This is a genomic window from Microvirga ossetica (genome assembly GCF_002741015.1).
Taxonomy (GTDB): domain Bacteria; phylum Pseudomonadota; class Alphaproteobacteria; order Rhizobiales; family Beijerinckiaceae; genus Microvirga; species Microvirga ossetica.
Genome location: NZ_CP016616.1, coordinates 4,887,986 through 4,912,372, shown reverse-complemented (window position 1 = coordinate 4,912,372; position 24,387 = coordinate 4,887,986). Strand labels below are relative to the sequence as shown.

27 protein-coding genes are annotated in these 24,387 nt (G+C 64.0%); 13 read left to right on the top strand and 14 right to left on the bottom strand.

The window, feature by feature from the left end; all coding sequences use genetic code 11:
- Positions 1–240: 240 nt before the first annotated feature.
- Positions 241–663: a nucleoside-diphosphate kinase gene (ndk, locus tag BB934_RS23540; protein WP_099511862.1), complete on the bottom strand. Its 423-nt coding sequence runs from the start codon at positions 661–663 to the stop codon at positions 241–243.
- Between the two features lie 181 nt (positions 664–844).
- Between ndk and BB934_RS23535 the strand changes: the two genes are divergently transcribed.
- The gene (locus BB934_RS23535) at positions 845–1,249 is read left to right on the top strand and encodes a DUF2147 domain-containing protein (protein WP_099511861.1); all 405 of its coding nucleotides are present in this window, start codon (positions 845–847) and stop codon (positions 1,247–1,249) included.
- A 220-nt stretch (positions 1,250–1,469) separates the two neighbouring features.
- Here BB934_RS23535 and BB934_RS23530 read toward each other — a convergent pair whose 3' ends face one another.
- The gene (locus BB934_RS23530; RefSeq protein WP_099511860.1) at positions 1,470–2,177 is read right to left on the bottom strand and encodes a glutathione S-transferase N-terminal domain-containing protein; all 708 of its coding nucleotides are present in this window, start codon (positions 2,175–2,177) and stop codon (positions 1,470–1,472) included.
- Between the two features lie 174 nt (positions 2,178–2,351).
- Here BB934_RS23530 and BB934_RS23525 point away from each other — a divergent pair, with 174 nt between their 5' ends.
- Entirely contained in the window at positions 2,352–2,603 is a 252-nt protein-coding gene (locus BB934_RS23525) for a hypothetical protein (protein WP_157934289.1), read from the top strand.
- A gap of 153 nt (positions 2,604–2,756) precedes the next feature.
- Here BB934_RS23525 and BB934_RS23520 read toward each other — a convergent pair whose 3' ends face one another.
- Both BB934_RS23520 and BB934_RS23515 read right to left on the bottom strand, forming a co-directional pair.
- Positions 2,757–3,215, bottom strand: a complete 459-nt coding sequence (locus BB934_RS23520; RefSeq protein WP_099511858.1) for a GNAT family N-acetyltransferase — start codon at positions 3,213–3,215, stop codon at positions 2,757–2,759.
- Entirely contained in the window at positions 3,212–3,853 is a 642-nt protein-coding gene (locus BB934_RS23515) for a glutathione S-transferase family protein (protein ID WP_162299186.1), read from the bottom strand. Before BB934_RS23515 ends, BB934_RS23520 begins: the two co-directional genes overlap by 4 nt.
- A gap of 103 nt (positions 3,854–3,956) precedes the next feature.
- On the opposite strand from BB934_RS23515, the gene BB934_RS23510 reads away from it, so the two are divergent.
- Positions 3,957–4,367, top strand: a complete 411-nt coding sequence (locus tag BB934_RS23510; RefSeq protein ID WP_099513175.1) for a DUF4345 domain-containing protein — start codon at positions 3,957–3,959, stop codon at positions 4,365–4,367.
- Between the two features lie 181 nt (positions 4,368–4,548).
- Positions 4,549–5,955: an adenylate/guanylate cyclase domain-containing protein gene (locus BB934_RS23505; protein ID WP_099511856.1), complete on the top strand. Its 1,407-nt coding sequence runs from the start codon at positions 4,549–4,551 to the stop codon at positions 5,953–5,955.
- Between the two features lie 176 nt (positions 5,956–6,131).
- Here the strand turns inward: BB934_RS23505 and BB934_RS23500 are convergent, their stop codons facing one another.
- The 4 genes from BB934_RS23500 to gatB all read right to left on the bottom strand — a co-directional run bounded on the left by BB934_RS23500 (position 6,132) and on the right by gatB (position 10,031).
- Complete coding sequence (locus tag BB934_RS23500) at positions 6,132–6,647, bottom strand: GNAT family N-acetyltransferase (protein WP_099511855.1); 516 nt, start codon at positions 6,645–6,647, stop codon at positions 6,132–6,134.
- Positions 6,648–6,684: 37 nt separating this feature from the next.
- Positions 6,685–7,863 carry an acyltransferase family protein gene (locus tag BB934_RS23495; protein WP_099511854.1) on the bottom strand — a complete coding sequence of 393 codons (1,179 nt, stop codon included), beginning with the start codon at positions 7,861–7,863 and terminating at the stop codon, positions 6,685–6,687.
- Positions 7,835–8,494 carry an SGNH/GDSL hydrolase family protein gene (locus BB934_RS23490; protein WP_099511853.1) on the bottom strand — a complete coding sequence of 220 codons (660 nt, stop codon included), beginning with the start codon at positions 8,492–8,494 and terminating at the stop codon, positions 7,835–7,837. The genes BB934_RS23495 and BB934_RS23490 overlap by 29 nt, the downstream gene beginning before the upstream one ends.
- A 61-nt stretch (positions 8,495–8,555) precedes the next feature.
- Positions 8,556–10,031 (bottom strand): Asp-tRNA(Asn)/Glu-tRNA(Gln) amidotransferase subunit GatB, encoded by a 1,476-nt coding sequence (gene gatB / locus BB934_RS23485; RefSeq protein ID WP_099511852.1) that lies wholly within the window; start codon positions 10,029–10,031, stop codon positions 8,556–8,558.
- A gap of 356 nt (positions 10,032–10,387) precedes the next feature.
- Between gatB and BB934_RS49265 the strand changes: the two genes are divergently transcribed.
- Both BB934_RS49265 and BB934_RS23475 read left to right on the top strand, forming a co-directional pair.
- Positions 10,388–10,708 carry an LPXTG cell wall anchor domain-containing protein gene (locus tag BB934_RS49265; RefSeq protein ID WP_237050068.1) on the top strand — a complete coding sequence of 107 codons (321 nt, stop codon included), beginning with the start codon at positions 10,388–10,390 and terminating at the stop codon, positions 10,706–10,708.
- A 155-nt stretch (positions 10,709–10,863) separates the two neighbouring features.
- Entirely contained in the window at positions 10,864–11,391 is a 528-nt protein-coding gene (locus tag BB934_RS23475; protein ID WP_099511850.1) for a hypothetical protein, read from the top strand.
- An 89-nt stretch (positions 11,392–11,480) separates the two neighbouring features.
- Here BB934_RS23475 and BB934_RS23470 read toward each other — a convergent pair whose 3' ends face one another.
- From BB934_RS23470 to BB934_RS23455, 4 genes are all read right to left on the bottom strand, one after another.
- Entirely contained in the window at positions 11,481–11,780 is a 300-nt protein-coding gene (locus tag BB934_RS23470) for a hypothetical protein (protein WP_099511849.1), read from the bottom strand.
- A 6-nt stretch (positions 11,781–11,786) separates the two neighbouring features.
- A complete protein-coding gene (gatA, locus tag BB934_RS23465; RefSeq protein ID WP_099511848.1) occupies positions 11,787–13,301 on the bottom strand; it encodes an Asp-tRNA(Asn)/Glu-tRNA(Gln) amidotransferase subunit GatA in 1,515 nt (504 codons plus the stop codon).
- Between the two features lie 114 nt (positions 13,302–13,415).
- On the bottom strand, positions 13,416–13,703 hold the full coding sequence (gatC, locus tag BB934_RS23460) for an Asp-tRNA(Asn)/Glu-tRNA(Gln) amidotransferase subunit GatC (protein WP_099511847.1): 288 nt from the start codon (positions 13,701–13,703) through the stop codon (positions 13,416–13,418).
- Between the two features lie 251 nt (positions 13,704–13,954).
- A complete protein-coding gene (locus BB934_RS23455; RefSeq protein WP_099511846.1) occupies positions 13,955–14,656 on the bottom strand; it encodes a metal-dependent hydrolase in 702 nt (233 codons plus the stop codon).
- Positions 14,657–14,784: 128 nt separating this feature from the next.
- Between BB934_RS23455 and BB934_RS23450 the strand changes: the two genes are divergently transcribed.
- From BB934_RS23450 to BB934_RS23425, 6 genes are all read left to right on the top strand, one after another.
- Positions 14,785–16,050, top strand: a complete 1,266-nt coding sequence (locus BB934_RS23450) for an ABC transporter substrate-binding protein (RefSeq protein WP_099511845.1) — start codon at positions 14,785–14,787, stop codon at positions 16,048–16,050.
- Between the two features lie 2 nt (positions 16,051–16,052).
- Positions 16,053–17,024, top strand: coding sequence for a carbohydrate ABC transporter permease (locus tag BB934_RS23445; RefSeq protein ID WP_099511844.1), 972 nt, complete (start codon positions 16,053–16,055; stop codon positions 17,022–17,024).
- The gene (locus tag BB934_RS23440; RefSeq protein ID WP_099511843.1) at positions 17,021–17,845 is read left to right on the top strand and encodes a carbohydrate ABC transporter permease; all 825 of its coding nucleotides are present in this window, start codon (positions 17,021–17,023) and stop codon (positions 17,843–17,845) included. The genes BB934_RS23445 and BB934_RS23440 overlap by 4 nt, the downstream gene beginning before the upstream one ends.
- Before the next feature lie 16 nt (positions 17,846–17,861).
- Positions 17,862–18,992, top strand: a complete 1,131-nt coding sequence (locus BB934_RS23435) for an ABC transporter ATP-binding protein (protein WP_099511842.1) — start codon at positions 17,862–17,864, stop codon at positions 18,990–18,992.
- Positions 18,993–19,207: 215 nt separating this feature from the next.
- Positions 19,208–19,726: a helix-turn-helix domain-containing protein gene (locus tag BB934_RS23430; RefSeq protein ID WP_237050067.1), complete on the top strand. Its 519-nt coding sequence runs from the start codon at positions 19,208–19,210 to the stop codon at positions 19,724–19,726.
- A 210-nt stretch (positions 19,727–19,936) separates the two neighbouring features.
- Positions 19,937–20,299, top strand: coding sequence for a transposase (locus BB934_RS23425; protein ID WP_237050066.1), 363 nt, complete (start codon positions 19,937–19,939; stop codon positions 20,297–20,299).
- 14 nt (positions 20,300–20,313) lie between these two features.
- Here the strand turns inward: BB934_RS23425 and BB934_RS23420 are convergent, their stop codons facing one another.
- Positions 20,314–22,677: a cadherin domain-containing protein gene (locus BB934_RS23420; protein WP_099511841.1), complete on the bottom strand. Its 2,364-nt coding sequence runs from the start codon at positions 22,675–22,677 to the stop codon at positions 20,314–20,316.
- 396 nt (positions 22,678–23,073) lie between these two features.
- Here BB934_RS23420 and ruvX point away from each other — a divergent pair, with 396 nt between their 5' ends.
- Positions 23,074–23,631, top strand: coding sequence for a Holliday junction resolvase RuvX (gene ruvX / locus BB934_RS23415; protein WP_099511840.1), 558 nt, complete (start codon positions 23,074–23,076; stop codon positions 23,629–23,631).
- A gap of 19 nt (positions 23,632–23,650) precedes the next feature.
- Here the strand turns inward: ruvX and BB934_RS23410 are convergent, their stop codons facing one another.
- Positions 23,651–24,205 (bottom strand): calcium-binding protein, encoded by a 555-nt coding sequence (locus BB934_RS23410; protein ID WP_099511839.1) that lies wholly within the window; start codon positions 24,203–24,205, stop codon positions 23,651–23,653.
- Between the last annotated feature and the right edge of the window lie 182 nt (positions 24,206–24,387).

Genomic DNA, 24,387 nt, shown 5'->3' with positions numbered 1-24,387 from the left:
CCAAACCTCCCTCCCCCTTTGCGGGGAGGGATTGAGGGTGGGGGTCGCAAAGTCGGAGCAGTGTGCAACATCGATGAAACGCAAGGCGGCTACAGCCTTACCTGGCGCAGGCTCACCCAGTCATACCACCCCCACCCCTACCCCTCCCCGCAAGGGGGAGGGAAAGGTCGGCAGACACCCATTAACAGAAAAGGCCGCCTCGTGGGCGGCCTGATCCGAGTAACGGCAATCGCAGAGGCGTTACCCGACGATCTCGTTGCCCGAGAAGAACTGGGCGATCTCGATCTTGGCGTTGTCCTGGCTGTCGGAGCCGTGGACCGAGTTCTCGCCGATGGACTTGGCGTAGAGCTTGCGGATCGTGCCCTCGGCGGCGCTCTCCGGGTTGGTGGCGCCCATGATTTCGCGGTAGCGCAGAACGGCGTTCTCGCCCTCGAGAACCTGCACGACGACCGGAGCGGAAATCATGAAGTCCACGAGCTCGCCGAAGAAGGGACGCTCCTTGTGGACCGCATAGAAGGTCTCGGCCTCGCGGCGGCTCATCAGGATGCGCTTCTGGGCGACGATGCGCAGGCCGGCCTGCTCGATGACGGCGTTGACGGCGCCGGTGAGGTTACGCTCGGTCGCGTCGGGCTTGATGATGGAGAATGTGCGCTCGGTGGCCATGACAGCTCGCTTTGAAGATGAAGGGAAATGATGAAGTGCGGCGCTTATAGCGGCGTGCCCCCCAGGCCTCAAGCGCCTTTTGCCCTGCCCGCTTGGAAAGCTTGACCTGCTCCCCTAGTCTCTTGCGCTCTAATCTGTTGCCCGATCGGTCCGGTGAAGACCGACCCAGAGGGAGTGAAGAATGAAACAAGCGTTCCTCGCCGCCGTCGGACTGGCCCTGCTCGCGTTTCCGGCACAGGCCCAGTCCGCCGATCCGAGCGGCACATGGCTCACCCAGAGCGGCGATACCCGCGTGCGGATCGCCAAATGCGGAGCGGTCTATTGCGGCACCATCGTGACCTCGACCTTCCAGAAGGACACGAACAATGCAGACCCGAGCCTGCGCGATCGCGCCATCGTGGGCGTTCGGATGATCTGGGACCTCAAGTCGGATGGGGAGGGCTACAGCGGCCAGCTCTACAATCCCCAGGACGGCAAGACCTATACCGGCAAGCTCAAGGTGATGTCCCCGACGACCCTGCAGCTCTCAGGCTGCGTCCTCGGCGGCCTGATCTGCCGCGGACAGACCTGGACCAAGGCGAATTGAGATCTCACCGCTCTCCCTCCCCCTTGCGGGGAGGGATCGAGGGTGGGGGTCGCAAAGTCGAGGCGCTGTGCCGCATCCAGAATGCAGGAAGGCCGCTACAGCAATGTCACCTCTTCCTCAGGGAGAGGTGAACCAGCGCCCCGTTCGGTCACTTTCTCGCGCAGTCGCACCACCCCCACCCCTGCCCCTCCCCGCAAGGGGGAGGGAAATGCATGCGGACCTACCGCGCCCTCTGCCCGAACAGGATGGCCTGGACCGCCGGATCCGTGAGGTCGGTCTTTCCACGGTCCTCGGAGCTCACCGCAATGCCGCGCTGGACCGCCGGGCGGGCGAGCACGGTCTCGAGCCAGCGCTTGGCATGGGGAAACTCGTCGATGTTCTGGCCCTGGCGCTCCCAGAGCTTCGCCCAGGGGGCGATGGCCATGTCGGCGATGGAATACTCGCCCGCCACGAATTCCCGATCGGCCAGGCGCTTGTTCAGCACCCCGTAGAGGCGATGAGTCTCGTTGGTGTAGCGGTCGATGGCGTAGGGTATCTTTTCCGGCGAGTAGATACGGAAATGGTGCGCTTGGCCGAGCATGGGGCCGAAGCCGCCCATCTGCCAGAACAGCCATTGGTCGACCTCGACGCGCGCCCGTTCGTCCTGCGGGTAGAACTTGCCCGTCTTGCGGCCGAGATATTGCAGGATCGCGCCAGACTCGAACACCGAGATCGGCTTGCCCCCCGGCCCCTCATGATCAACGATGGCCGGCATCTTGTTGTTGGGAGAGATGCTCAAGAATTCCGGCCTGAACTGATCGCCCTTGCCGATATTGACGGGCAGGACGGTGTAAGGCAGCCCGCATTCCTCGAGCATGATGGTGATCTTCCATCCGTTCGGGGTCGGCCAGTAATAGAGCTCGATCGGTTGCTGCGGGGAAACCGCCATGGAAAGCCTCTCCTTCGATGTCGATAAATGCATAGGGCGTAAGATTGGCCCTGGCATCCTAGGCCGCAATCGAATTCCGTGGAAAGACCCCATCCCGAGCCACGAGGACACGCTTGTTCCCCTGTTGCGGACAGGTTATCCTGTAACCATAAAAGTTCCTTGGGGGATCAGATCTTGAACCGCGTTGTCAGTGTAGCCATCGCCGCGGCGATGGTCCTGTCCATGGCCGGCGCCGTCCAGGCGGCCGGTGAGACGAAGCCGAAGAAGGAGCCGACACCCGCCCAGGCCGCCGCGCGCGAGCGCATGGCCAAGTGCAGCCTGGAATGGAAGGACGCCAAGGCCGGCGGGAAGCTCGAGAAGGATGCCAACTGGCCGAAGTTCTGGAGCGCCTGCAACACCCGGCTCAAGGCCGAGACGAAGGCTTAGGGCTTTCAGCTTTGCCTGTCACCCGGGGCCGCGTCAGCGGAGCCTGGGATCCATATCCGCTGACGATGCAGAACCGCGCGCGGCACTCGCCTTTTTGAGCCGTCGTGGTTATGGATCCCCGCCTGCGCGGGGATGACAGCGGGTTGTCACCCGTCACAGCTTCTTCTTGAACCCCTCGTGGCTGCGGGCGAAGCCCAGGCGCTCGTAGAAGCGATGCGCGTCCTTGCGGGTCTTGTTCGACGTGAGCTCCATGGCCCGGGCCCCCTGCTCGCGGGCATAACCTTCAGCGAAGACGATCATCCTGGCGCCGATCCCGCCCGAGCGCCGCGCCGCCTTCACCTTCACGCTCTCGACCTTGACCCTCAGGGCGCCACGCCCGGTGAGGTTGGGGATGAAGGTGAGCTGGAACGTGCCGACCACCTCCTCGCCGTCGAGTGCGACGAAGAGCCTGTTCTCGGCGCTGCGAGCGATGGCGGCGAAGGCGGCCTCGTAGGCCGGCCACGTCTCCGCCGACCACAGGTCGCCGTGCGAACCCAGTTCGTCTTCTTCGTGCAGGCGGATGATCGCCTCGAGATCGTCGGCCCGCGCCTCGCGGATCGTCAGGTCGGTCATGCCGCCGCCCGCGATTCCATCGGCAGCAGGTCCGCCCGCGCCTTGAAGCCGGGGAGCGCCTCGACGCGCTGCGTGAAAGCCAGGATCTGAGGATAATCGGCAAGGTCGATCCCCGCCTCGCCGGCGAAGGCGACGACGCCGTAGACGTCAATGTCGGCAATGGTCATGCCCTCCCCGACCAGCCATTGGCGGCCGGCAAGATGCGTTTCGAGAACGCCGAGGCCGGCCTTCGCGGCCTGGAAGCAATCGTCGGCCACCTCGGGAGGAGCCTTGCGGAAGCCCAGCTTGATCACGCGCGCCTTGTACAGCGGCGCTGCCAGACGGTCGAAATCCCAATAGAGCCACTCGCGCACCTGCAGCCGCTCATCGAGACTGGCGCCGCCGAACTTGCCGGTCATGTCGGCGAGGTATTCAAGGATCGCCGCCGATTGGCACAGATAGCGGCCGTTGTTGCGGTCGAGCAGAAGGGGCACCTGGCCGTAGCGCTGCCTGGAGAGATGGGGCGGCTGCTTGTGCTCGCCCGCCATCATGTTCACGTGCACGTAGTCGAAGGACTCGCTCATGAGCGACAGGGTGAGCGCGACCTTGTAGGTCGGCCCCGAATAGGCAAACCCGTGCAACTCGAACCTTGCCGTCATGATGCGCCCCCTTTTGCGAGAAAATTCTGTGGCCGGGGAACCTAGTCGATTGTTTCTGCTCCGGGAAGGAGCAAAATCCAGCCAGGGAGATGTCATGCCCAGCATGGAACGCGAGAGGAAGCTCCTGCAGCAGACCGTGGCGATCGTCGCCGCCATCCCCGTTGCGACGGGGCTCTACGGCGTGCTGTTCGGGCAGGCGCTCACGGGCGACGCGGTGTCGATTTCCGCGGAGAGCCATTTCCGGTTCCTGTCCGGCCTTCTCCTCGGCATCGGCCTGTGCTTCTGGAGCACCCTGCCCTCCATCGAGGTCAGGACCGGCCGCTTCCGGCTGCTGACGCTTCTCGTGGTCATCGGAGGCCTGGGTCGCCTGATCGGTCTCGGCCTCACCGGGTTCCCGTCCTTCTTCATGGTCGGCGGCCTGGTCGTCGAACTCTTCGTCGCTCCCGTTCTCTGCCTGTGGCAGACCCGCGTTGCCAACCGCTATGCCGAGGAATACGGAGTTGCGGAGGTATGACGAACGCCCGGTCCCTCCGGAACTGCCCTGACAAAGCCGGATTGAGCGCCTATCATGTTGTAGAATAAGGTTTAGCAACCCGAGACCCGCCGTCTCGGGTTGCATTGCCTCGCAACCGGAATGAGATGACCGAGCGCTCGCCATCCGGTGGTCCGGCTCGCCCTTCGAGGAAGGTCCCGTCATGAGCGAAGACCAGAAACTCCTAGCGGTTCTCCGCCAATCCGCCGACGCCGAGATCGTCGACGCCATCGAGACGCTGATCCGCGATGCCCCCGACCATGACCTGAACCGGATCAATGCGCTTGCCTTCGCCGAGAAGCGCGGACTCGACGAGGATCGCGTCATCGCGGCCTTTCTTCATGCCGCCCGGATCGGCCTGTTCGAGATGTCCTGGAACGTGCTCTGTCCCGGATGCGGCGGCGTGCTCGAGGCCGGCATGAGCCTCAAATCCGTCAACCAGAGCGAATATTGCTGCTCCCTCTGTGCGGCGGGCTACGAGCCGACCCTCGACGAAATGGTCGAGGTCACCTTCACGGTCAGCCCGCGGGTGCGCAAGATCGCGGCCCACGACCCGGATTCGCTCCCGATGAACGAATACATGCGCCAGATCTTCTGGGGTTCGGGAATCGACCTGCCGGAGGATTTCGAGCGGCTGATCGAGGAGATCGTGCTCGACGCGGTCGAGCTTCCGGCCGGCGAGCGCGCGATCCTATCGTTGCAGCTGCCGGCGGAATTCGTGATCGTCTTCGAGCCTGTCACCCACGCGGCGCAGTTCATCGACGTGAAGGGCGAACCGACCCGCGAGCGTCAGAGCCTGTCGCTCGTCCTCAACGAGAGCCATCCGCAGAACCAGACCCTCGCCATGCGGCCAGGTCCGCTGCGCATCTCGCTTGAGAACCATACCAACAGGCGCGTCCTGCCCTCCGTGTGGGTGGCCGGCAACGAGCTGCATCATATGCTGAAGCAGCGGCGGTCGTTCCTGACGGCAAAGCGTCTGCTCACCAACCAGACCTTCCGCGATCTCTATCGCACCGACACGCTCGACATCGACCAGCGCCTGAAGATCACGAGCCTCACCTTCCTCTTCACGGATCTCAAGGGCTCGACGGAACTCTACGAACGCGTCGGCGATCTCGTGGCCTATGATCTCGTGCGCGAGCATTTTCGCGTGCTCCAGGACATCGTCGCCTCTGAGACAGGCGCCGTGGTGAAGACCATCGGCGACGCGGTGATGGCGACATTCCCCACGCCGGACCATGGGATCTCCGCCGCTCTGCGCATGCGCGAGGCGATGCGCAATCTCAACGAGCAGCGCGGCCAGGAGGACCTGCTGTTGAAGATCGGCATTCACGAGGGACCGTGCCTTGCCGTGACCCTGAACGACCGGCAGGATTATTTCGGCCAGACGGTGAACATCGCCTCGCGCGTCCAGGGCCTTGCCATGTCGCGCTCGATCTTCGCGACCGATTCCGTGGTCGAGCATCCCGAGGCGTCCCAGATCATCGAGACGCAGGGCCTGCGGCCGACATTGCAGAAGACCGCTTTGCGCGGGCTCAACGACGAGTATCTGGTTTACGAGATTCCGTGATGAGGCGCTCCACTGTCATTCCGGGGCCGCGCAGCGGCGCCCGGAATCCATAACCGCTGAGGATGCAGAAGAACGTGCGACGCTAGTCGCTCATCCTTGAAGGGTCGTGTTTATGGATTCCGGGCTCTCGCTATCGCTCGCCCCGGAATGACAGCTCAAGAACGGCCGTCCGAACCTCACAGCGCCTTCTCGAACCGATACTCCGCCGATTGCGAGATATCCGCGAGCTGGCGCTGTCCGCCGGTCTGCGTATAGCCGAGACGGCTGTAGAGCCGGTGGGCCGTGGTGAAGCGCGTGTCGGACCACAGGACGAGGCGTTCCGCACCGCGCTGGCGCGCATGGCTTTCCGCCCTGCGCACGAGACGCGAGCCCAATCCCTGCCCGCGCATGTCCGGACGCACGTAGAGCCGGTGCAGTTCGGCGATCCTCGTTTCCGGGAAGTCGACCGCCACGCAGGCGCAGACACGCCCGCGTTCGTCCTCGACAGCCCAGAAGGCGCCGCCGGAAGCGACGTAGGAGACGCTGGGCGCGCGCAGGTCCGGCAGGTCGTCATGCGGATCGACGAAACAGCCGGGATACTCCGCGTAGCAGATTGCAATCAGGCCGAAGATGTCCTGCGCATCCTCGTCGACGACGGGGCGGATGAAAGGTGTGGATGGAGCCGTTGCAAGGGATGGCGAAAGATGGGGCATCGTCGTGATCGGTCAGCCTATTGGAGAAATGCAAGGGTTAAACGCGCGTCGGGAGCACGGAAGCCGTGGCTCTGCGCCGAAGGAGGAAATCGCGGAAGCTTTCCGTCCGACGCTCGGTGAAGAGGGAAAACACAAAGGCTGCAACGAGTGCAGCGATCACGAGGCTCGCATAAGTCGCATAGGAGGAGGCGCTGGGACGAACCAGCACCGAGGGCCAGCCGTACCACTCGAGAAGGCCGCCCAGGAACACGGTGACCGGCACATGGATGAGGTAAAGCGAATAGGAGAAATCCGCTCCGATGCGCACCGGACCCGAGAGCGGGCACCAGGACAGCAACGGCCGGTTGGCGATGGCGAGCGCCGTTCCCAAACCGACCATGAGATCGGTGCCGTAGGGCGGCAGAATCTGCAGGCGAGAGATGACGAAGCCGGCCCCGATCGCAGCGAGGCCAGCGAGGCCTGTAGCCAGGGGCAGCTCGCGCTCTCGAACGATCTGAGCGGCCAAGGCCCCTGCGAGCCAGATGATGAACCAGGGCATCCAGCTCAGAAGGCCTCGTGCAAGGGAGGATACTCCCAGGACCAGCAGCGCGACGGCGCAGAGCTTGAGCACTTTCGGGAACTTCGCGAGGCAGATGCCGAACAGTACGGGCGCAAGAAGATAGAACACCCATTCATAGCCTAGCGACCAGAGCGGCGGATTTGCCCCGAGCGGCCTGCAGAAAATTCCCTGCACCGCTGCGACATTGCAGGCGAGCTGCCCCCAGGTCCAATCTGAGGTGAGGCCGATGGGCATCAAGGGCCGTTCGCCGAAGAAGCGTGTGTCGATCAGGTAGGATCGCCCGATCCGGTCGAGCAGCAGCGTCAACACCAGTGCCGGCAGGAGAACGACGTAAATGCGGGCGAAGCGGCTGGCGAAATAAACCTTCGCATCGAACCCGCTCCTTCGCAGCGAGCGCCAGACGCCGCCACCGACCAGGAATCCGCTGACCGCAAAGAAGATCGCAACGCCCTCCCTGTGAATGCCCGTCAGGAAATAGAAGGCCTTCGTCCCCAAGCCCGCCTGGGCGATATCCTGAAAGCTCACGAAGACGAGTCCTCGGCTATGCCCGAAGAGCACCAGCAACGCCGCACCCAGGCGCAGAAGGTCGAGGAACGGCCAATGCGCGCCGCTCCGCGGCGGGGCAGGACTAACGTCTGGCTGACTGGCCTCGTTCATCGCCCCTCCGCGCCGTCAATGCGGCGATCGTCGTTTCAAGCATGTCGTGCAGCAGGCGGTACGCCTCCGCCGACAGATGGATTCCGTCCGTGGTGATCCCGGTTCGTGCGGCGCCGTCGGAATCCGCGAAATCCTTCTGAAGATCGAGGATGGCTGCCGCCCGGCCGTCGACGATCTGCGTGATGCGCCGGCTCACGGAGGCCATGAAATCGGCCGAGTAGAAGTTTGAGAGCCGCTTGGCCGGCTCGATCGGCGGCGGCGTCATCGCGATGAAGGGCACGCCCGCATCCTCGAAATGCCCCACGACGCGTTCGAAATGCTCGGCGGTCGCGTCGACGCTTTCCTCCGAATTGCTTTTCTTGGCGTCGTTCGTTCCGACGAGCAGCACGCCGAGGCTCGGCTGCGCCGATTTCAGCAGGCGCGCCACCTTCGGCTCCAGCTCCTCCGTCCAGATGCCGAAATAGCCGGCATTGAGCACCGGAAGGCCGCCCAGGTTGCTCCAGTAGAATCCCTCCACCAGCGAGTCGCCCAGGAAGAGCAGCCCGCCGGGCCCGACCAGGGTCCGGTGCGTCGCGACCGTGATGTCGCGGATCAGCCAGTGCGGTGCGAAGGGATTGGGCTGCGCGGTCACGGGATCAGCACCTGCAAAAGTCCGGCGGAAACGGCAGCCTCCGCCGGCGAGCCGACGAGACTTACTCGATCCCGAGCTTCTGCTTCAAGATCTCGTTGAGGGCCTGCGGGTTGGCCTTGCCGCCGGTGGCCTTCATGGTCTGGCCGACGAACCAGCCGAGCAGGGTCGGCTTCGCCTTCGCCTGCTCCACCTTGTCGGGGTTGGCGGCGATGATCTCGTCCACGGCCTTCTCGATGGCGCCAGTGTCGGTCACCTGCTTCATGCCGCGCCTTTCCACGATCTCGCGCGGGTCGCCGCCTTCGGTGAAGACGATCTCGAACAGATCCTTGGCGATCTTGCCGGAGATCACGTTCTCGCCGATGAGCTCGATGATGGCGCCGAGCTGGGCGGCCGTAACCGGCGTCTCGGTGATGTCCTTGCCTTCCTTGTTGAGGCGGCCGAACAGCTCGTTGATCACCCAGTTCGCGGCAGCCTTGCCGTCACGGCCCTTGGCGACTTCCTCGTAGAAGTCGGCGGAGGCGCGCTCGGCCACCAGCACGCCGGCATCGTAGGCCGGCACCCCGTAGGACGCCATGAAGCGAGCCTTCTTCTCGTCCGGCAGTTCCGGCAGGTGCTGGGCGAGATCGTCCACATAGGCCTGGTCGAATTCGAGCGGCAGCAGATCCGGATCGGGGAAGTAGCGGTAATCGTGCGCCTCTTCCTTGGAGCGCATGGAGCGCGTCTCGCCCTTGCCCGGATCGTAGAGACGGGTCTCCTGGTCGATCTTGCCGCCGTCCTCCAGGATCGCGATCTGGCGCCGCGCCTCGACGTCGACGGCCTGTCCGATGAAGCGGATCGAGTTGACGTTCTTGATCTCGCAGCGGGTGCCGAATTCCTCGCCGGGGCGGCGGACCGAGACGTTCACGTCGGCGCGGAGATTGCCCTTCTCCATGTCGCCGTCGCAGGTGCCGAGATAGCGCAGGATCGTGCGCAGCTTGGTCACATAGGCGCGCGCCTCGTCCGCCGAGCGCAGATCCGGCTTCGACACGATCTCCATGAGCGCCACGCCCGAGCGGTTGAGGTCGACGAAGCTCAGGGTCGGGTGCAGGTCGTGGATCGACTTGCCGGCATCCTGCTCGAGATGCAGGCGCTCGATGCGCACGGTGATGGTCTCGCCGCTCTCCGGCACGTCCACGATCACCTCGCCCTCGCCCACGATCGGGCTCTTGTACTGGCTGATCTGGTAGCCCTGCGGCAGATCCGGATAGAAGTAGTTCTTGCGGTCGAAGGTGCTCTTCAGGTTGATCTCGGCCTTGAGACCGAGCCCCGTGCGAATGGCCTGGCGCACGCATTCCTCGTTGATCACGGGCAGCATGCCGGGCATGGCCGCATCCACCAGGGAAACGTGGCTGTTCGGATCGCCGCCGAAGGCCGTCGAGGCGCCGGAGAACAGCTTGGCCTGGCTCGTCACCTGGGCATGGATCTCCATGCCGACGACGATTTCCCAATCGCCTGTCGCGCCTTTGATGAGCTTCTTAGGGTTGACCGGAGCGTTCATGAGCCTTGCGCCTTTAATTCTCGCCGTTTGCCAAGCATCGGACCCAAAAGTGGATTTGCACTTTCAGGATCCATCCGATGCTTCCTCCATAAATGAGAGCACCGTTGGGCGCGGACCCAGCGGGCCACGCCAGTGAAAACCGGGTCCGCTTTTCCGCGCGATGCTCTAGCCGGAGTAAGAGCGACGCAGGAACGGGTCAACCCCCTTCTAGATGAACGGACGTTCAGGTTGGTGAACCAATCGTTAAGATTAGATCGGATTTATTCTCAGATATCGAAAATAATTGCCACGCTGCGATGAAACCGCATCCGACATTCGGCGTTGTTCGGGAGGTAAAACGGTCAAGGAGTTTCAAAATGGCTATGGATCCTATGGATCGCGAACCCAATGTCTACAATCGCGAAACCAACGTCTACGATAACACCGGGCGTGGTTCGAACACTCTTGCTTATGTGATCGGCGGTCTTGTTGTCGCACTCGGCCTGCTCGCCTTCCTGTTCTATGACGGCGGCAGTAACGAGCCGAGCACCACCGGCAGCACCGGCACCCCGACCGAGAGCTCTTCCCCGAGCAAGGCGCCGAGCGCTCCCGTAACCCCGATGACCCCGGCGGCTCCCGCAGCCCCGGCTACTCCCTCTTCCCCGGCCGCTCCGGCGGCTCCGGCCAACCCGCAGTAACCTCGCGTCCCGCGTAACGCTGCGCATGATGGGTCTGACCTTCGGGTCAGGCCCATTTTTTTGGCCCGATGCGGTCCTCGCCGCCAGGAACCAACGGCGAGCACGGGCGGTTACGCTCGAGAACCCTTCCCGGGCAGCCCGACAGGAGCAATGAGATGGCCAGCAAGTCGAATTTCACGCCCGAGGAATGGTCCCGTCTCGTCGCCAGCCCGGTGGTCGCCGGCATGGCGATCACGGCCGCGGATCCGGGCGGCCTCTGGAGCCTGTTGCAGGAATCCATGTCGAGCGGCTGGGCGCTGCTCGAAGCCAAGCAGGACGCTCAGGCGACGCCGCTCGTGAAGGCGGTGGCCGACGACATCACGAATACCGACACCCGCAACGCCGTCCGCGAGAGTTTCCAGTCGCAGTTCAAAGGCAGCCAGTTCGCCGACATCAAGACTAAGGCCGTCGCGGAGCTTCACTCGGTCTCGGGCCTGCTCGATGCCAAGGCGCCCGAGGATGCGGCAGCCTTCAAGGCCTGGCTGTGGAGCGTCGCCCGGAAATCGGCCGAGGCCGGCAAGGAAGGCGGCTTCCTGGGCTTCGGCGGCGTCGCGGTCAGCGATGCCGAGAAGGCGACCCTCGAGGAGATCGCCACCGCGCTTGGAAACCCGGCAGGCACCGGGGCCGGGCTAGCCGAGACCTAGAGCATTTTTCGGCGAAGTGGACCCGGTTCGCCGTCAAAAAATGCGGCAAACCAAGGAAGAGAAATGATTCCACGCAAGTGGAAACAGCTCTAGCGCCTCGCCACCCTGCGGGCCGCGTAAGCGCCGCTGGCCCAGAGCAGAGCGGCGACGAAGCGCACCGGGAACAGGGTCAGCGCGTCGGACCGCACGGGTGCGATCCAGGGCAGGCCCATGCTGCTGATCGCCCAGGAGACGAGCACGGAAATCGCCAGCGCCGCCATGGCGACGATCATCACCTTGCCGAACTGGTCGGCCTTCCAGCCGAGCCAGACAGCGATAACGATCAGAACCGGATCGAAGGCCGCGGGCAGCCAGTCCCAGAGATGGACGACGGGAACGGTGGGATGCACGTGACTTTAAGCCCACCAGGCCCGAGGCAGCTTGATGCGGCCGGCCGCATCCTCGATCACCTGGCCCGTGGCGAAGAGGGTCTCTTCGTCGAAGGCGCGGCCGATGAGCTGGAGACCGAGCGGCAGCCCTTGAGAATCGCGCCCGGCCGGCACGGCGATGCCCGGCAGGCCCGCCATGTTCACGGTCACCGTGAAGATGTCGTTGAGATACATCTCGACCGGGTCGCCCGAGCCCTTCTCGCCGATGCCGAAGGCAGCGGTCGGTGTGGCGGGGGTCAGGATCGCGTGCACGCCCTGGGCATAGACTTCCTCGAAGTCGCGCTTGATCAGGGTGCGCAGCTTCTGCGCCCGGACGTAATAGGCGTCGTAATAGCCAGCCGAGAGCACGTAGGTGCCGATCATGATGCGGCGCTTGACCTCGCGGCCGAAGCCGGCGGCGCGGGTCTTCTCGTAGAGATCGACGATGTCCTTGCCGTTCTCGCGCAGGCCGTAGCGCACGCCGTCATAGCGGGCGAGGTTCGAGGAGGCCTCGGCAGGCGCCACGATGTAGTAGGCAGGCAGCGCGTATTTGGTGTGCGGCAGGGAGACGTCGACGATCTCGGCGCCGGCGGCGCGCAGCCATTCGGCGCCCTGGTGCCAGAGCTGCTCGATCTCGGGCGACATGCCGTCGACCCGGTATTCTTTCGGAATGCCGATCTTGAGACCCTTCACGCCGCGGGAAACCGCCGCCTCGAAATCCGGCACCGGGAGATCGACGCAGGTCGTGTCCCTCGGATCCGGTCCGGCCATCGAGCGCAGCATGATGGCGGTGTCGCGCACGGTGCGGGCGATCGGGCCGGCTTGGTCGAGGGACGAGGCGAAGGCCACCGTGCCCCAGCGGGAGACGCGCCCATAGGTCGGCTTGATGCCGACCGTGCCGGTGAAGGCCGCCGGCTGGCGGATCGAGCCGCCGGTATCGGTCGCGGTGGCGGCGAGGCACAGATGGGCCGCGACTGCCGCAGCCGAGCCGCCCGAGGAACCGCCGGGAACGAGATGCGTGCCCTCGATGGCGCCGGAAGCGCCCGCGCTCACGTTCGACCCCTCGCGCCGCCAGGGCGAGACCACCGGGCCGAAGGCGCTGGTCTCGTTGGAGGAGCCCATGGCGAACTCGTCCATGTTGAGCTTGCCGAGCATGACCGCGCCGTCGTTCCACAGGTTCCGGGTGACGGTGGATTCATAAGGAGGGTTGAAGTTGCCGAGGATCTTGGAGCCGGCAGTGGACACCACGCCTTCGGTGCAGAACAGGTCCTTGATGCCGAGCGGGATGCCCTCGAGCGCGCCGCCTTCGCCGCGGCCGAGCTTCTCGTCCGAGGCCTTGGCCATGGAAAGCGCCTTCTCCGGCGTCTCGAGCACATAGGCGTTGAGCGCCCTCGCCTTCTCCATGGCGGCGAGATGGGCCTTGGCAAGTTCCGTTGCGGAGAAGGTCTTGGCCTTCAGGCCGTCGCGGGCCTCGGCAATGGTGAGATGGGTCAGTTCGGTCACGGCGGAATCCTGGTCATCCCGGACGCGGCCCTGCCGCGATCCGGGATCGTCTGGAAATGGAAACTGGTCTAGCGATCCCGGCTCTCCGCTCACGCTCCGGCCGGGATGACGGTGTCATTCAATGACTTTAGGCACCAGGAAGAAGTTGTCCTCGGTGGCCGGGGCATTCCGGACGATCTTGTCCGCATAGCCGCCATCGGTCACGCCGTCCCGGCGCTTCTTCATGATCATGGGGGTGACGGAGGTCATCGGCTCGACGCCCTCCACATCCACCTCGTTGAGTTGCTCGACGAAGGAGAGAATCGCGTTGAGCTCGCCCTGGAGATGCGGCACCTCCGCATCCGTCACGGCAATGCGCGCCAGATGGGCGATGCGGCGGACCGTTTTCTCATCGACCGACATGAATGGCCTAACCTCTTGGAAATCTGCTGGCCGGCCTATAGCACCCGCCCGCCTCGGGGGGCAACGTTGGATGTGGGAAGCCCGATGCTCATCCGTCATCCCGGACGGCGCGAAGCGGAGATCCGGGATCGGGTAGAGGAAACGGCTCATGAACCTGGGCACTGTCATCCCCGCCTGCGCGGGGATGACAGTGCCAAGCTGGTTCGGGCGATCCCGGATCGCCTGCGGCGTCCGGGATGACGCCGACCGGTTCAAACCGTCACGCCCACCGTCTTGTGCGGCACCACGACCTGGACGCCCTTGCCGTCGAGCGCCGCGACGAAGCGGTCGGCGTTGGGGACGAGCGGCGGGAAGGAGGCGTAGTGGCAGGGGATGGCGGCCTTGGCGCCGCCGAAAAAGCGCTGTACGGCGAGCGCCGCGACCTCGGGGCCCATGGTGAAGCGGTCGCCGATGGGCACGATCACCACGTCTGGCTTATGGATCTCGGCGATCAGGGCCATGTCGCCGAAGATGTCGGTGTCTCCCATGTGGTAGATCGTCGGCTCGCCCGGCGCCTTCACGACGATGCCGTTGGCGCTGCCGAGCGGGAAGTTCACATCCATCTCCACGAGGCCGGACGAGTGGTCGGCCCGTACAAGCGTGACGGTGAAGCCGCCCTGGTCGGTGGTGCCGCCGGTGTTCATGGGATCGACGTTCTGGACGCCCTGCTTGGCGAGATACATGCAGAGCTCGAAATTCGTGACGACCTTGGCCCCCGTCTTCTTCGCGATCTCGACGGTATCGCCCACATGATCGCCGTGGCCATGGGTGAGCAGGATGTGCGAGATGCCCTCTGCGATCTTCGCCTTGTCGCCCTCGAAACCCGGGTTGCCGGTGAAGAACGGATCGATGAGCACGGCTGTGCCGGCGAGATCGAGCCGGAAGGCGGAATGACCGAACCATGTGATTTTCATAAGTTATCCTCGTTTCGGCAGCATCAGATGGGGCACAAGCGGCCCCGGACCACGTTTCACAGGAACAAAACGCCAAGTGGGGCTTTTAGAAGCTAAGCAATAAATCTCAAGCCTGCAGGAGGAGAGTCATGTCCCGCCTCATCGCCAGCTTCGCCGCGGCTGCCGCAATCGCCGCATCGACCAGCGCCTTTGCCGTCGAGATCTCGATCTCGTGCAGCGCGCTCGGCAAGGAATACGAGATCTGCAAGCAGGGCGTCGATGCCTGGGCGCAACGCACCGGCAACACGGTCAAGATCGTCTCGACGCCCAATTCCGCCACCGAGCGCCTCGCCCTGTTCCAGCAGTTGCTCGCTGCCGGCGCGGGCGACATCGACGTGTTCCAGATCGACGTGGTCTGGACCGGCACCCTCGGCAATCACCTGCTCGACCTGACATCAAAGGCACAGAGTGCCGTCGGCGACCATCTTCCCGCCATGGTCGAGACGAGCCGGGTCGACGGCAAGCTCATGGCCGTGCCGTGGTTCGCCGATGCGGGCCTGCTCTATTATCGCAAGGATCTGCTCGACAAGTACAAGCGCCCCGTGCCGCAGACCTGGGCCGACCTCACCGAGACGGCCCGCCTCATCCAGGAAGGCGAGCGCAAGGAAGGACGAAACGACTTCTGGGGCTATACCTGGCAAGGCCGCGCCTATGAGGGCCTGACCACCAATGCCCTCGAATGGATCGCCTCCTACAACGGCGGCACCATCGTCGACGAGAAGGGCGAGGTCACCATCGAGAACCCGAAGGCCATCGAGGCCTTGAAGACGGCCGCTGGCTGGGTCGGCACCGTCACGCCGGAAGGCGTGCTCAACTACACGGAAGAGGAAGCGCGCGGCGTCTTTCAGGCCGGCAACGCCGCCTTCATGCGCAACTGGCCCTATGCCTGGGCGCTGGCTCAAGGGCCCGACAGCACGATCAAGGACAAGGTCGGCATCGCGCCCCTGCCGAAGGGTGGCGCGGACGGTCGCCATGCCGGCACGCTGGGCGGGCAGCTCCTCGCCGTGTCGAAATATTCCAAGAACGCGGCAGCGGCGACCGATCTCGTCATGTATCTGACGGGCGCGGCCGAACAGAAGCGCCGCGCGGTTGAAGGCTCGTTCAACCCGACCATCGTCTCGCTCTACAGCGATGCCGACATCGCCAAGGCGAACCCCTTCATCGGCGATCTGGTCGGCGTGTTCAGCAACGCGGTCGCCCGCCCCGCTACCGTCACCGGCCAGAACTACAACAAGGTCTCGACCGAGTTCTTCAACGCGGTGCATCAGGCGCTGTCGAAACGCGCCGAGCCGTCGCAAGCCCTGAACCGCCTCGACCGTGACCTGAAGCGGATCAAGCGCAACGGCTGGCAGTAAGCATGAGCGGCGCCGTTGCCCAAGTCGGCGTCCCGGCGCGGCAACAGGCGCAGGGGCGCCGCTCCTCCCTCACGCGCTCGCGCATCCGGGCGGCGTGGCTCTTCATCGCGCCGAGCCTGATCGTCCTTGCGCTCATCGCCGGCTGGCCGCTGGTGAGGACGATCTGGTTCAGCTTCACCGACGCCGACCTCAACAATTTGAACGACTACGACTTCATCGGCTTCGAGAACTATCTCGCCAATTACGACGGCGAATGGCTCGGGCTGCTGACGGAGCCCGATTGGTGGCACTCGGTGTGGAACACCGTGTGGTTCACCCTCGTCTCCGTCTCCCTCGAGACGGTGCTCGGTATCGTGGTGGCGCTCATCCTCAACGCGGCCTTTCCCGGCCGCGGCCTGATGCGCGCCGTCATCCTCATCCCCTGGGCGATCCCGACCATCGTCTCGGCCAAGATGTGGAACTGGATGCTGCACGACCAGTTCGGCGTCATCAACGACATGCTTCTGCGCATCGGCCTGATCGCGGCGCCGATCACCTGGACGGCCAATCCCGACACGGCCCTGTGGACCGCAGTCATGGTGGACGTCTGGAAGCACACCTCCTTCATGGCGCTCCTCATCCTGGCGGCCCTGCAGATGCTGCCGCAGGACATCTATGAGGCGGCGAAAGTCGATGGCGTCTCGCCGATCCGCGTCTTCTTCCGCGTGACCCTGCCGCTCATCAAGCCGGCGCTGCTGGTGGCGGTGATCTTCCGTTCCCTCGATGCCCTACGGGTTTTCGATCTCATCTACGTCCTGACCTCGAACTCGAAGGACACGGCCTCCATGTCGGTCTACGCGCGTCAGCAGCTCGTCGACTTCCAGGAGGTCGGCTTAGGGTCAGCCGCTTCGACGCTGATCTTCCTCATCATCGCGCTGCTCGTGGTCATCACGCTGGCGGCCGGACGCGTGCGGCTCGGGGAGGATCCGCGATGAGGATTTTGGCCCGCATCGGCTTCTGGCTCCTCGTGATCGTCATCGCGGTCTTCGCGCTCTTCCCGTTCTATTACGCGATCGTCTCGTCCTTCCGGTCCGGGAGCGCCCTGTTCTCGGTAGCGTACTTGCCCGAGCGGTTCGATCTCTCGAACTACATCGCCGTCTTCGAGCGCCAGCCCTTCGGCGAGAACATCCTGAACTCGATCATCGTATCCGGCTGCGTGGTTGCCATCTCCCTCGCACTCGGCATCACGGCATCCTATGCCTTCGGGCGCATCGCGTTTCGCGGCCGCTCGCTGCTGCTCATGACGATCCTCGCGGTCTCGATGTTTCCGCAGGTCGCCGTGCTCGCCGGCATGTTCGAGCTGATCCGGGCGTTCGGCCTCTACAACACCCTGCCCGGCCTGATCCTCGCCAATCTCATGCTCACCCTGCCCTTCACGATCTGGGTGCTCACCACCTTCATGCGCGAGCTGCCGAAGGAGATCGAGGAAGCGGCCTTCGTCGACGGCGCGACGCCCTGGATCGTGGTGCGGCGAGTGTTCCTGCCGCTGATGGCGCCGGCCGCGGTGACGACGGGACTTCTCGCCTTCATCGTCTCGTGGAACGAGTTTCTCTTTGCGCTGACCTTCACGCTCACCAACGAGCGGCGCACCGTGCCGCCGGCCATCGCGCTGATGAGCGGCTCGACGGCCTACGAATTGCCCTGGGGCACGATCATGGCCGGTTCCGTCATTGTCACCATTCCGATCATCATCCTGGTGCTCGCATTCCAGCGCAAGATCGTGGCCGGCCTCACGGCCGGTGCGGTGAAGGGCTAGGCTAGGGAAATTTCAGATGGCTGATGTCGTTCTCAAAAACGTGCAAAAATCCTTCGGCCGGATGAAGGTCATCCACGGCGTCGATCTCGACATTCGCGACGGCGAGTTCGTCGTCTTCGTCGGACCCTCCGGCTGCGGAAAATCCACCCTGCTGCGGCTCATTGCAGGGCTCGAGGACATCACAGCGGGCGATCTCTTCATCAGCGGCGAGCGGGTGAATGACCTCGTGCCAGCCAAGCGCGGCATCGCCATGGTGTTCCAGTCCTACGCGCTCTATCCGCACATGAACGTCTACGACAACATGGCCTTCGGCCTGGAACTGGCAAAGTCCTCGAAGGCGGAGATCGACCCCAAGGTACGCGAGGCCGCGCGCATGCTCCAGATCGAGCAGCTCCTCGACCGTAAGCCGCGCCAGTTGTCCGGCGGCCAGCGCCAGCGCGTCGCCATCGGCCGTGCCATCGTGCGCGACCCGAAAGTGTTTCTCTTCGACGAGCCGCTCTCAAATCTCGACGCGGCTTTGCGCGTCCAGACCCGCTTCGAGATCGCCAAGCTCCACACCGACACGCGCGCGACCATGATCTATGTGACGCACGACCAGGTGGAGGCGATGACGCTGGCCGACCGGATCGTGGTGCTCAACGCAGGCGGTATCGAGCAGGTGGGCACGCCGCTCGAGCTCTATCACCGCCCGGCGAACCTCTTCGTCGCCGGCTTCATCGGCTCGCCGCAGATGAATCTCATCGAATGCCAAGTCGCCGGAATCGGCACGGACGAGGTGCTGGTCGGCCTGCCGAGCGGCAGAACCCTCGCCGTTCCGGCTTCGCCCGACGGCATCCGGCCCGGCGATGACCTGACCCTCGGCGTGAGGCCGGACCACCTGCGGATCGGCGCGCAGGGTCCGCTCACCGGTCGCGTCGAGCTGGTGGAGGAGCTTGGCGAGAACCACCTGCTCTATGTGGATGTCGGCGGTGGCCGCCGCCTGACCGTCCGCGAGCCGGGCGACGCGCGGCACGAGGTCGGCTCGACCGTCAGCCTCGACCTCGCCCGCGAGTCATGCCACCTGTTCCGCAACTCGGGTGCGGCTTTGCCATCTCGCGCCGGCACCGTGAGCCCTGCACCCTCGCCGAATGTCACCAGCGTAGCATAGGACGGCAATGTCATTCCCGGCCGGAGATGGCGCAGCCATGGCAGGGGAAGGGAATCCATAGCCCAGAGAGTGTGTGTGGATCCCCTTCCCTCGCTGCGCTCGCCGGGGATGACATCGCCACGTCATGGCCGGTCTTGAAGACTGCCCAAGATACTTGGCTAAGTAGGCCGCCATAAGTCTTGCAACGCGAGAGCTGCGGGTGTTTTCTGGGGAGCATGCAACGACATGATCACTCTCCCGAGACGTGGCTCGACGAGGCGGATCGCAAGCGGCTGGCCGCCGCGCTTGCTGGCGCCCGTGAGGCCCGTGTGTATCGCCGCCTCGAAGCGCTGCTGCTGGTGGCCGAGGGGCATTCTATGGCGGAGGCGGCCCGCCGCTGCCGCGTCAACCGCTCCAGCGTGCACCGCTGGCTGGCCCAGTACAGGGCCGAGCATGAGGCCACGGCACTGATCGACCGGCCGCGCAGCGGGCGTCCGCGCCTTCACCACACCCTCACGCCGCGGCGGCTGGCGGCGGCCCTGGCGCGCGACCCGCGCCGCTGCGGCTATCAGGCCACGAGCTGGACGGTGCCGCTGCTGGCGCACGACCTGGCCACGAAGGGCCTCGCGGTCAGCCCCCGGACCCTGCGGCGCCGGCTGCACGAGGCAGGCTATCGCTGGAAGCGCCCGCGCTACGTCTATGTCGAGCGCGCGCCTCATCTGGCGCAGAAAAAAGGGGCATCACCCGGCGTCTGAAGGCGGGCTGGCACAGAGGCGATCGGCTGCTGTGCCTCGACTGGACGCTGTTGCGGCTGTTTCCGCCGCTGCGGGCGACCTGGGCGCTCAAGGGCACTCAGGCCACCGTGCCGATCACCGGCCGCAACGCGAAGCGGGTGCTGTTTGGGGCGATCGACCTGCGAAGCGCGCGCCGGGTGGTGCTGATCCGTTCCCACGCCGGTCAGGCCGATGCCCAGGCGTTCCTGCGCGCTGCGGCGCCGGTACCGCGGCGCCGGCTGGCTCTGGCTTCTCACCGACCGGGCGAGCGCCCACACCGCCCCGCAGACCCAGGCGCTGGCAGACCGGTTGCGGATCCGCTTCGTGTGGCTGCCCCGGCAGGCACCCGAACTGAGCCCGATGGATCAGCTCTGGCGCGAACTCAAGCGGCTGATTGCGGCCAACCGGCAGGCCGCATCCATCGATGCCCTGGCCGCCGATGCCGCAGCCTGGGTTCTGGCGCTGACGCCACAACAAGCGTGTCGCAAGGCGGGCATGGCATCCAAACACTTCTGGCTCAGAAAGCTGTTGCAGAACTTTTGGCGACCTACTTAGGCGCTTGCCTCAGCCTAGACGACGAAGAACTCCTTATAGGTCAACTTCAGATTTTTGGAGAGGGTCGCAATCTGGATTTGGGCGATCGAACCGGTGCCGTCGGCGTCGTAAAACAGCGCACCTGTTTTCCTGTTGTAGATGATATGATCGCTCTCATCGTGCGCCTTGACGCCCTGATAGAACTCGGAACTCTTGATCACGCCCTTCTTCGCCATCTTCTTGAACACCGACTTCGCCAGATGGATCGTGTCGTCCTTCACCGTGAAGTCCGTGAGCTTATCGAGATTGGCCTTGTTCACCTTGGAAGACTTTGACAGCTTGGTGTCGAACACGAACACATCCTGGCCCGCATCGCCTTTCAGCGTATCCTTTCCCGCTCGCCCATAGAGCTTATCGTTGCCGGCTCCGCCGTAAAGCCTGTCGTTGGCGCCTTGGCCGTAGAGAATGTCGTTGGCATCGCCCCCCTGAAGCAGATCGCTGCCCGCCGTCCCCCACAGAATCATGGGAAGGTCAGCAGGATCAGGATTGTCCGGGTTGTTCGGGTCGCCGGGCTCGACCACATCCGTCACGCTGATCGTGAACGTCCGCGTGATGCTCCCGCCGTAACCGTCATCCGCTTTGACCGTCAGATCATACTGATCTTTCGTTTCGTAGTCCAAGGGGCCTTTCAGAACGAGATTGCCGCCGTCGAGCTCGAATGGACCGTCCGTTGAGACGAGGCTGTATTGGATGGCATCGCCATCGTCATCCGTGGCCGAAAGGCTTGCAATGACCGTATCGGTCAGCGTGTTTTCTGCAACGCGCGTAGTCGAGATGGCGAGATCCTTCACCTCGCTGTTGATCAGCGTCACGATTTTGTCGTCGCCCTCGAAATGCGCGAACCTGATATTCGTGAGATGATCGCTTCCATCGCGAGCCGCAACCTGGTCGGCGACCGTAAAAATCTCCTGGTCATGACGCGTGATGACGTAATCCGTCGAAGCTCCGCTGTAGGTTGCGGTGTTTGCCCCCGAGCCGCCGTCCAGGACATCGTTACCGCCATCGCCCTCGAGAACGTCGTTGCCGGCGCCTCCAAGGAGAGTGTCTTCTCCTGCAAGGCCGGACAAGACGTCATTCCCGCCAAGGCCGATGATCTGATCGCCCAAGCCGGTTCCCGTCAGGGATTCGCCGTCGTTCGTGCCGGTGATGACCTGTCCGGTAGGCTCCCCACCTCCCGTTTCGATCGAAAGAATCTGGGCCCGGACATGGGTGAGATAACTCCCCGCCAACCCATCCTCCCAAGCCACGACGACATTGCCGTCGGACAACGAGATGATTGACGCCCTCCCTTGGAATCCATCCCAATTCGTATTCGCAATGATCGAGCCGCCGTCCTGGACGCCCTGAGCATTATACATGACGGCCTTGACGTTCGAATTTCCCGTCTCGGAGCTGCCATAGGCAATGATGAAGCCACCGTCCGCCCGCGAGGCGACGACGGGCTGGCCCGCCTCGCCCCTCAAGCCGGCCTCGACCAAGATCTCGCCGCCGACTTTCGTGCCGTCGGCCGCGAAGACCTGCGCCCGAACGTCAGAAGTGCCGCTCTGCCAAGAATAAGTCGTCCAAACGACGGCGAAATTGCCATTCGTGAGCGCAACCACCTGCGCCTCGAACTGAGCGGCCTCGACATTTGTCGGAATGAGAAACTCCGCACCGGCTTGGCCATCGTTGGAGATGATGCGTCCTCTGACGGCCAAGCCATCCGGATCGTCCGGGCTGAGGCTGCCATCCGTATAGACGATGACGAACCTGCCGGCCAAGCCCGTCAGGCTTGCCCGCTCCTGCCTGTCAACCGTCGTTCCGTTCGCGATGAACTCGGCACTCTTCGAAAGACCGTCGCTGCCATAGATCTTGGCCCTGACATCGGTATCCCAATTGTTGGTGTCGAAGTAGTTGTATCCGATGACGAATCCGCCATCGCTCAGTGCGGCGACGGACGGATAATCCTGATCATCGGGCCTGACCTCGCTACTGACGAGAAAGTCACCGTCGGTCGCGCCGCCATCGCTGTTGAGGATGCGAGCCCTGATATCCGACTGGGAGAAATCGGCCCGAAGGTGATGCCATGCTACAACAAGCCGCCCGTCTTCGAGAACAGCTACGGAAGGGCGATCCTGGTAGCCGCTTGTCATGGAGTTGATGGTGAATTCCGATCCGCGAGGCGAGCCATCGTCATTGAAGATCCGCCCCTTGATATTGGTATCGGTTCCCGATTCAGGGCCTGCCTCATAGACTGCCACAAAGCCACCCCCCGGCAACGGGGCCAGTTTCGGAGCGAATTGGCCCCAGCCGTCTTGCCGGACGATGATCTGCGAGCCTGAATATTTGAGGGATGACATGAGGCACCCGATTGTGAAAGCTTCCCTATCCGCACCTCTAAAACCCTCCGGGTCGGCAATAACCTCCATACAAGGGTAGGTGCGACCACTTGCCTCCTGAACCGGGCGACTGGCCTTGAAACTTTGCCGTGAAAACAACGCAGAGACGTCTGGTACGAGAGCGGACGTCCCGGCGACCGTTGGCGGCCACTGCGGACTGCCGGAGATGACACCACTTTGTCATTACCGGCCTTGTGCCGACAATTCCGATTAAGAAAATCGCTCCCCAACACTCGAGATCACGGGCACAAGACCGGTGATGGCGGTGAGGAGCATCGGAGAGACTTCGCCGCTCCCGCTCGACGCCGCGCCACTTCCTCTATACTGGCTATGATCCGGCAGAATGGGGAGGCAGCCATGATCTCGCAGGACGACGAACTGGTCGCTTTCATCGACGGATTGGCTGCGCGCGCCCGTCTCATGGGCCTCGATCTCGGCACCAAGACCATCGGCCTTGCGCTGTCCGACGTGGAACGGCGGATCGCCACGCCGCTCGAGACGATCAAGCGGGTGAAGTTCACCCCCGACGTGGGCCGCATCAAGGACCTGGTGGAGCGCTACGACGTCGGCGGCCTCGTCTTCGGCCTGCCGCTCAACATGGACGGCACGGAGGGCCCGCGCTCGCAGGCGACCCGCGCCTTCGTGCGCAACCTCAAGCCCCTGCTGCCCCTGCCCGTCCTGTACTGGGACGAGCGCATGTCGACCATGGTCGTGACCCGCACCCTCCTCGATGCGGATGCCTCCCGCGCCAAGCGCGCCGATGCGGTCGACAAGATGGCCGCCGCCTACATCCTGCAAGGCGCCCTCGACCGCTACGAGCGCATCGCCGCCGATGCGGAGGCAGCCCAGGACGAAGCGGCTCTGCGGGCCGAGCTCAACATGGACACGCCGCCCGGAGGCGGCGCGATGGATTGACCCGAGCTGTGCAGTTGGCTCAGAAGATCAAGAAATCCTTATAGGTCAAGGCCAGGTTCTTGCTGAGCTTGGCGAACTGGATCGCGGCTTTAGCGCCGGTGCCGTCCGGATCGTAATAAAGGACGCCCGCACTCTTGTCGTAAATGATGCGGTCGTCGGCATCGTGAGCCTTCGATCCGCGCCAGAACGCGCCCGATGACATGATCCCCTCGGATGTGGCAGCGACCTTGAAGATGCTTTTGTCGAGAATGATCGTATCGTACTTTACGCTGAAGTCGGCGATTGTGTCGGCCGTAGAATTCGTCGGCTTGACGTCAAAGGCGAAGAAGTCGCTGCCTGATCCGCCATACAGCGTATCGCGCCCCAAACCGCCGGCGAGCGCGTCGTTGCCGCTGTCGCCATAGATCCGGTCGTTGCCCGAGCCCCCGTCGATCAGGTCGACGCCGCCGCCGCCCCGGAGGGAATCGCTGCCGCCCATCCCGGCGAAGACGTTGCTGAGGCTACTGCCGATGATCGTGTCGGCTCCAGACGTCCCCTTGGCTGTGCCGTCGCTCTTGGGCGTAATCCGTCCCATGAAACCAATCCCTCCGTATATTTAACGTTAAGTCATCCCGCACCGATACTGCAATAAAATCCGCGCACGCAAAAAGCAACACTATACAGAATAGGTGCGACTCTCGGTCGGAAGCTCGGCCGTTACTGCAATTCAGGCTTTTAGTCCGTCTTTAAGGACAGGAAGCTCTTATCGGGCTCATC

Coding starts and splice junctions, on each gene's coding strand:
- ndk (WP_099511862.1), bottom strand. CDS start 663: ATGGCCACCGAGCGCACATTCTCCATCATCAAGCCCGACGCGACCGAG.
- BB934_RS23535 (WP_099511861.1), top strand. CDS start 845: ATGAAACAAGCGTTCCTCGCCGCCGTCGGACTGGCCCTGCTCGCGTTT.
- BB934_RS23530 (WP_099511860.1), bottom strand. CDS start 2,177: ATGGCGGTTTCCCCGCAGCAACCGATCGAGCTCTATTACTGGCCGACC.
- BB934_RS23520 (WP_099511858.1), bottom strand. CDS start 3,215: ATGACCGACCTGACGATCCGCGAGGCGCGGGCCGACGATCTCGAGGCG.
- BB934_RS23515 (WP_162299186.1), bottom strand. CDS start 3,853: ATGACGGCAAGGTTCGAGTTGCACGGGTTTGCCTATTCGGGGCCGACC.
- BB934_RS23510 (WP_099513175.1), top strand. CDS start 3,957: ATGGAACGCGAGAGGAAGCTCCTGCAGCAGACCGTGGCGATCGTCGCC.
- BB934_RS23505 (WP_099511856.1), top strand. CDS start 4,549: ATGAGCGAAGACCAGAAACTCCTAGCGGTTCTCCGCCAATCCGCCGAC.
- BB934_RS23500 (WP_099511855.1), bottom strand. CDS start 6,647: ATGCCCCATCTTTCGCCATCCCTTGCAACGGCTCCATCCACACCTTTC.
- BB934_RS23495 (WP_099511854.1), bottom strand. CDS start 7,863: ATGAACGAGGCCAGTCAGCCAGACGTTAGTCCTGCCCCGCCGCGGAGC.
- gatB (WP_099511852.1), bottom strand. CDS start 10,031: ATGAACGCTCCGGTCAACCCTAAGAAGCTCATCAAAGGCGCGACAGGC.
- BB934_RS49265 (WP_237050068.1), top strand. CDS start 10,388: ATGGCTATGGATCCTATGGATCGCGAACCCAATGTCTACAATCGCGAA.
- BB934_RS23475 (WP_099511850.1), top strand. CDS start 10,864: ATGGCCAGCAAGTCGAATTTCACGCCCGAGGAATGGTCCCGTCTCGTC.
- gatC (WP_099511847.1), bottom strand. CDS start 13,703: ATGTCGGTCGATGAGAAAACGGTCCGCCGCATCGCCCATCTGGCGCGC.
- BB934_RS23455 (WP_099511846.1), bottom strand. CDS start 14,656: ATGAAAATCACATGGTTCGGTCATTCCGCCTTCCGGCTCGATCTCGCC.
- BB934_RS23450 (WP_099511845.1), top strand. CDS start 14,785: ATGTCCCGCCTCATCGCCAGCTTCGCCGCGGCTGCCGCAATCGCCGCA.
- BB934_RS23445 (WP_099511844.1), top strand. CDS start 16,053: ATGAGCGGCGCCGTTGCCCAAGTCGGCGTCCCGGCGCGGCAACAGGCG.
- BB934_RS23440 (WP_099511843.1), top strand. CDS start 17,021: ATGAGGATTTTGGCCCGCATCGGCTTCTGGCTCCTCGTGATCGTCATC.
- BB934_RS23435 (WP_099511842.1), top strand. CDS start 17,862: ATGGCTGATGTCGTTCTCAAAAACGTGCAAAAATCCTTCGGCCGGATG.
- BB934_RS23430 (WP_237050067.1), top strand. CDS start 19,208: ATGCAACGACATGATCACTCTCCCGAGACGTGGCTCGACGAGGCGGAT.
- BB934_RS23425 (WP_237050066.1), top strand. CDS start 19,937: ATGCCCAGGCGTTCCTGCGCGCTGCGGCGCCGGTACCGCGGCGCCGGC.
- BB934_RS23420 (WP_099511841.1), bottom strand. CDS start 22,677: ATGTCATCCCTCAAATATTCAGGCTCGCAGATCATCGTCCGGCAAGAC.
- ruvX (WP_099511840.1), top strand. CDS start 23,074: ATGATCTCGCAGGACGACGAACTGGTCGCTTTCATCGACGGATTGGCT.
- BB934_RS23410 (WP_099511839.1), bottom strand. CDS start 24,205: ATGGGACGGATTACGCCCAAGAGCGACGGCACAGCCAAGGGGACGTCT.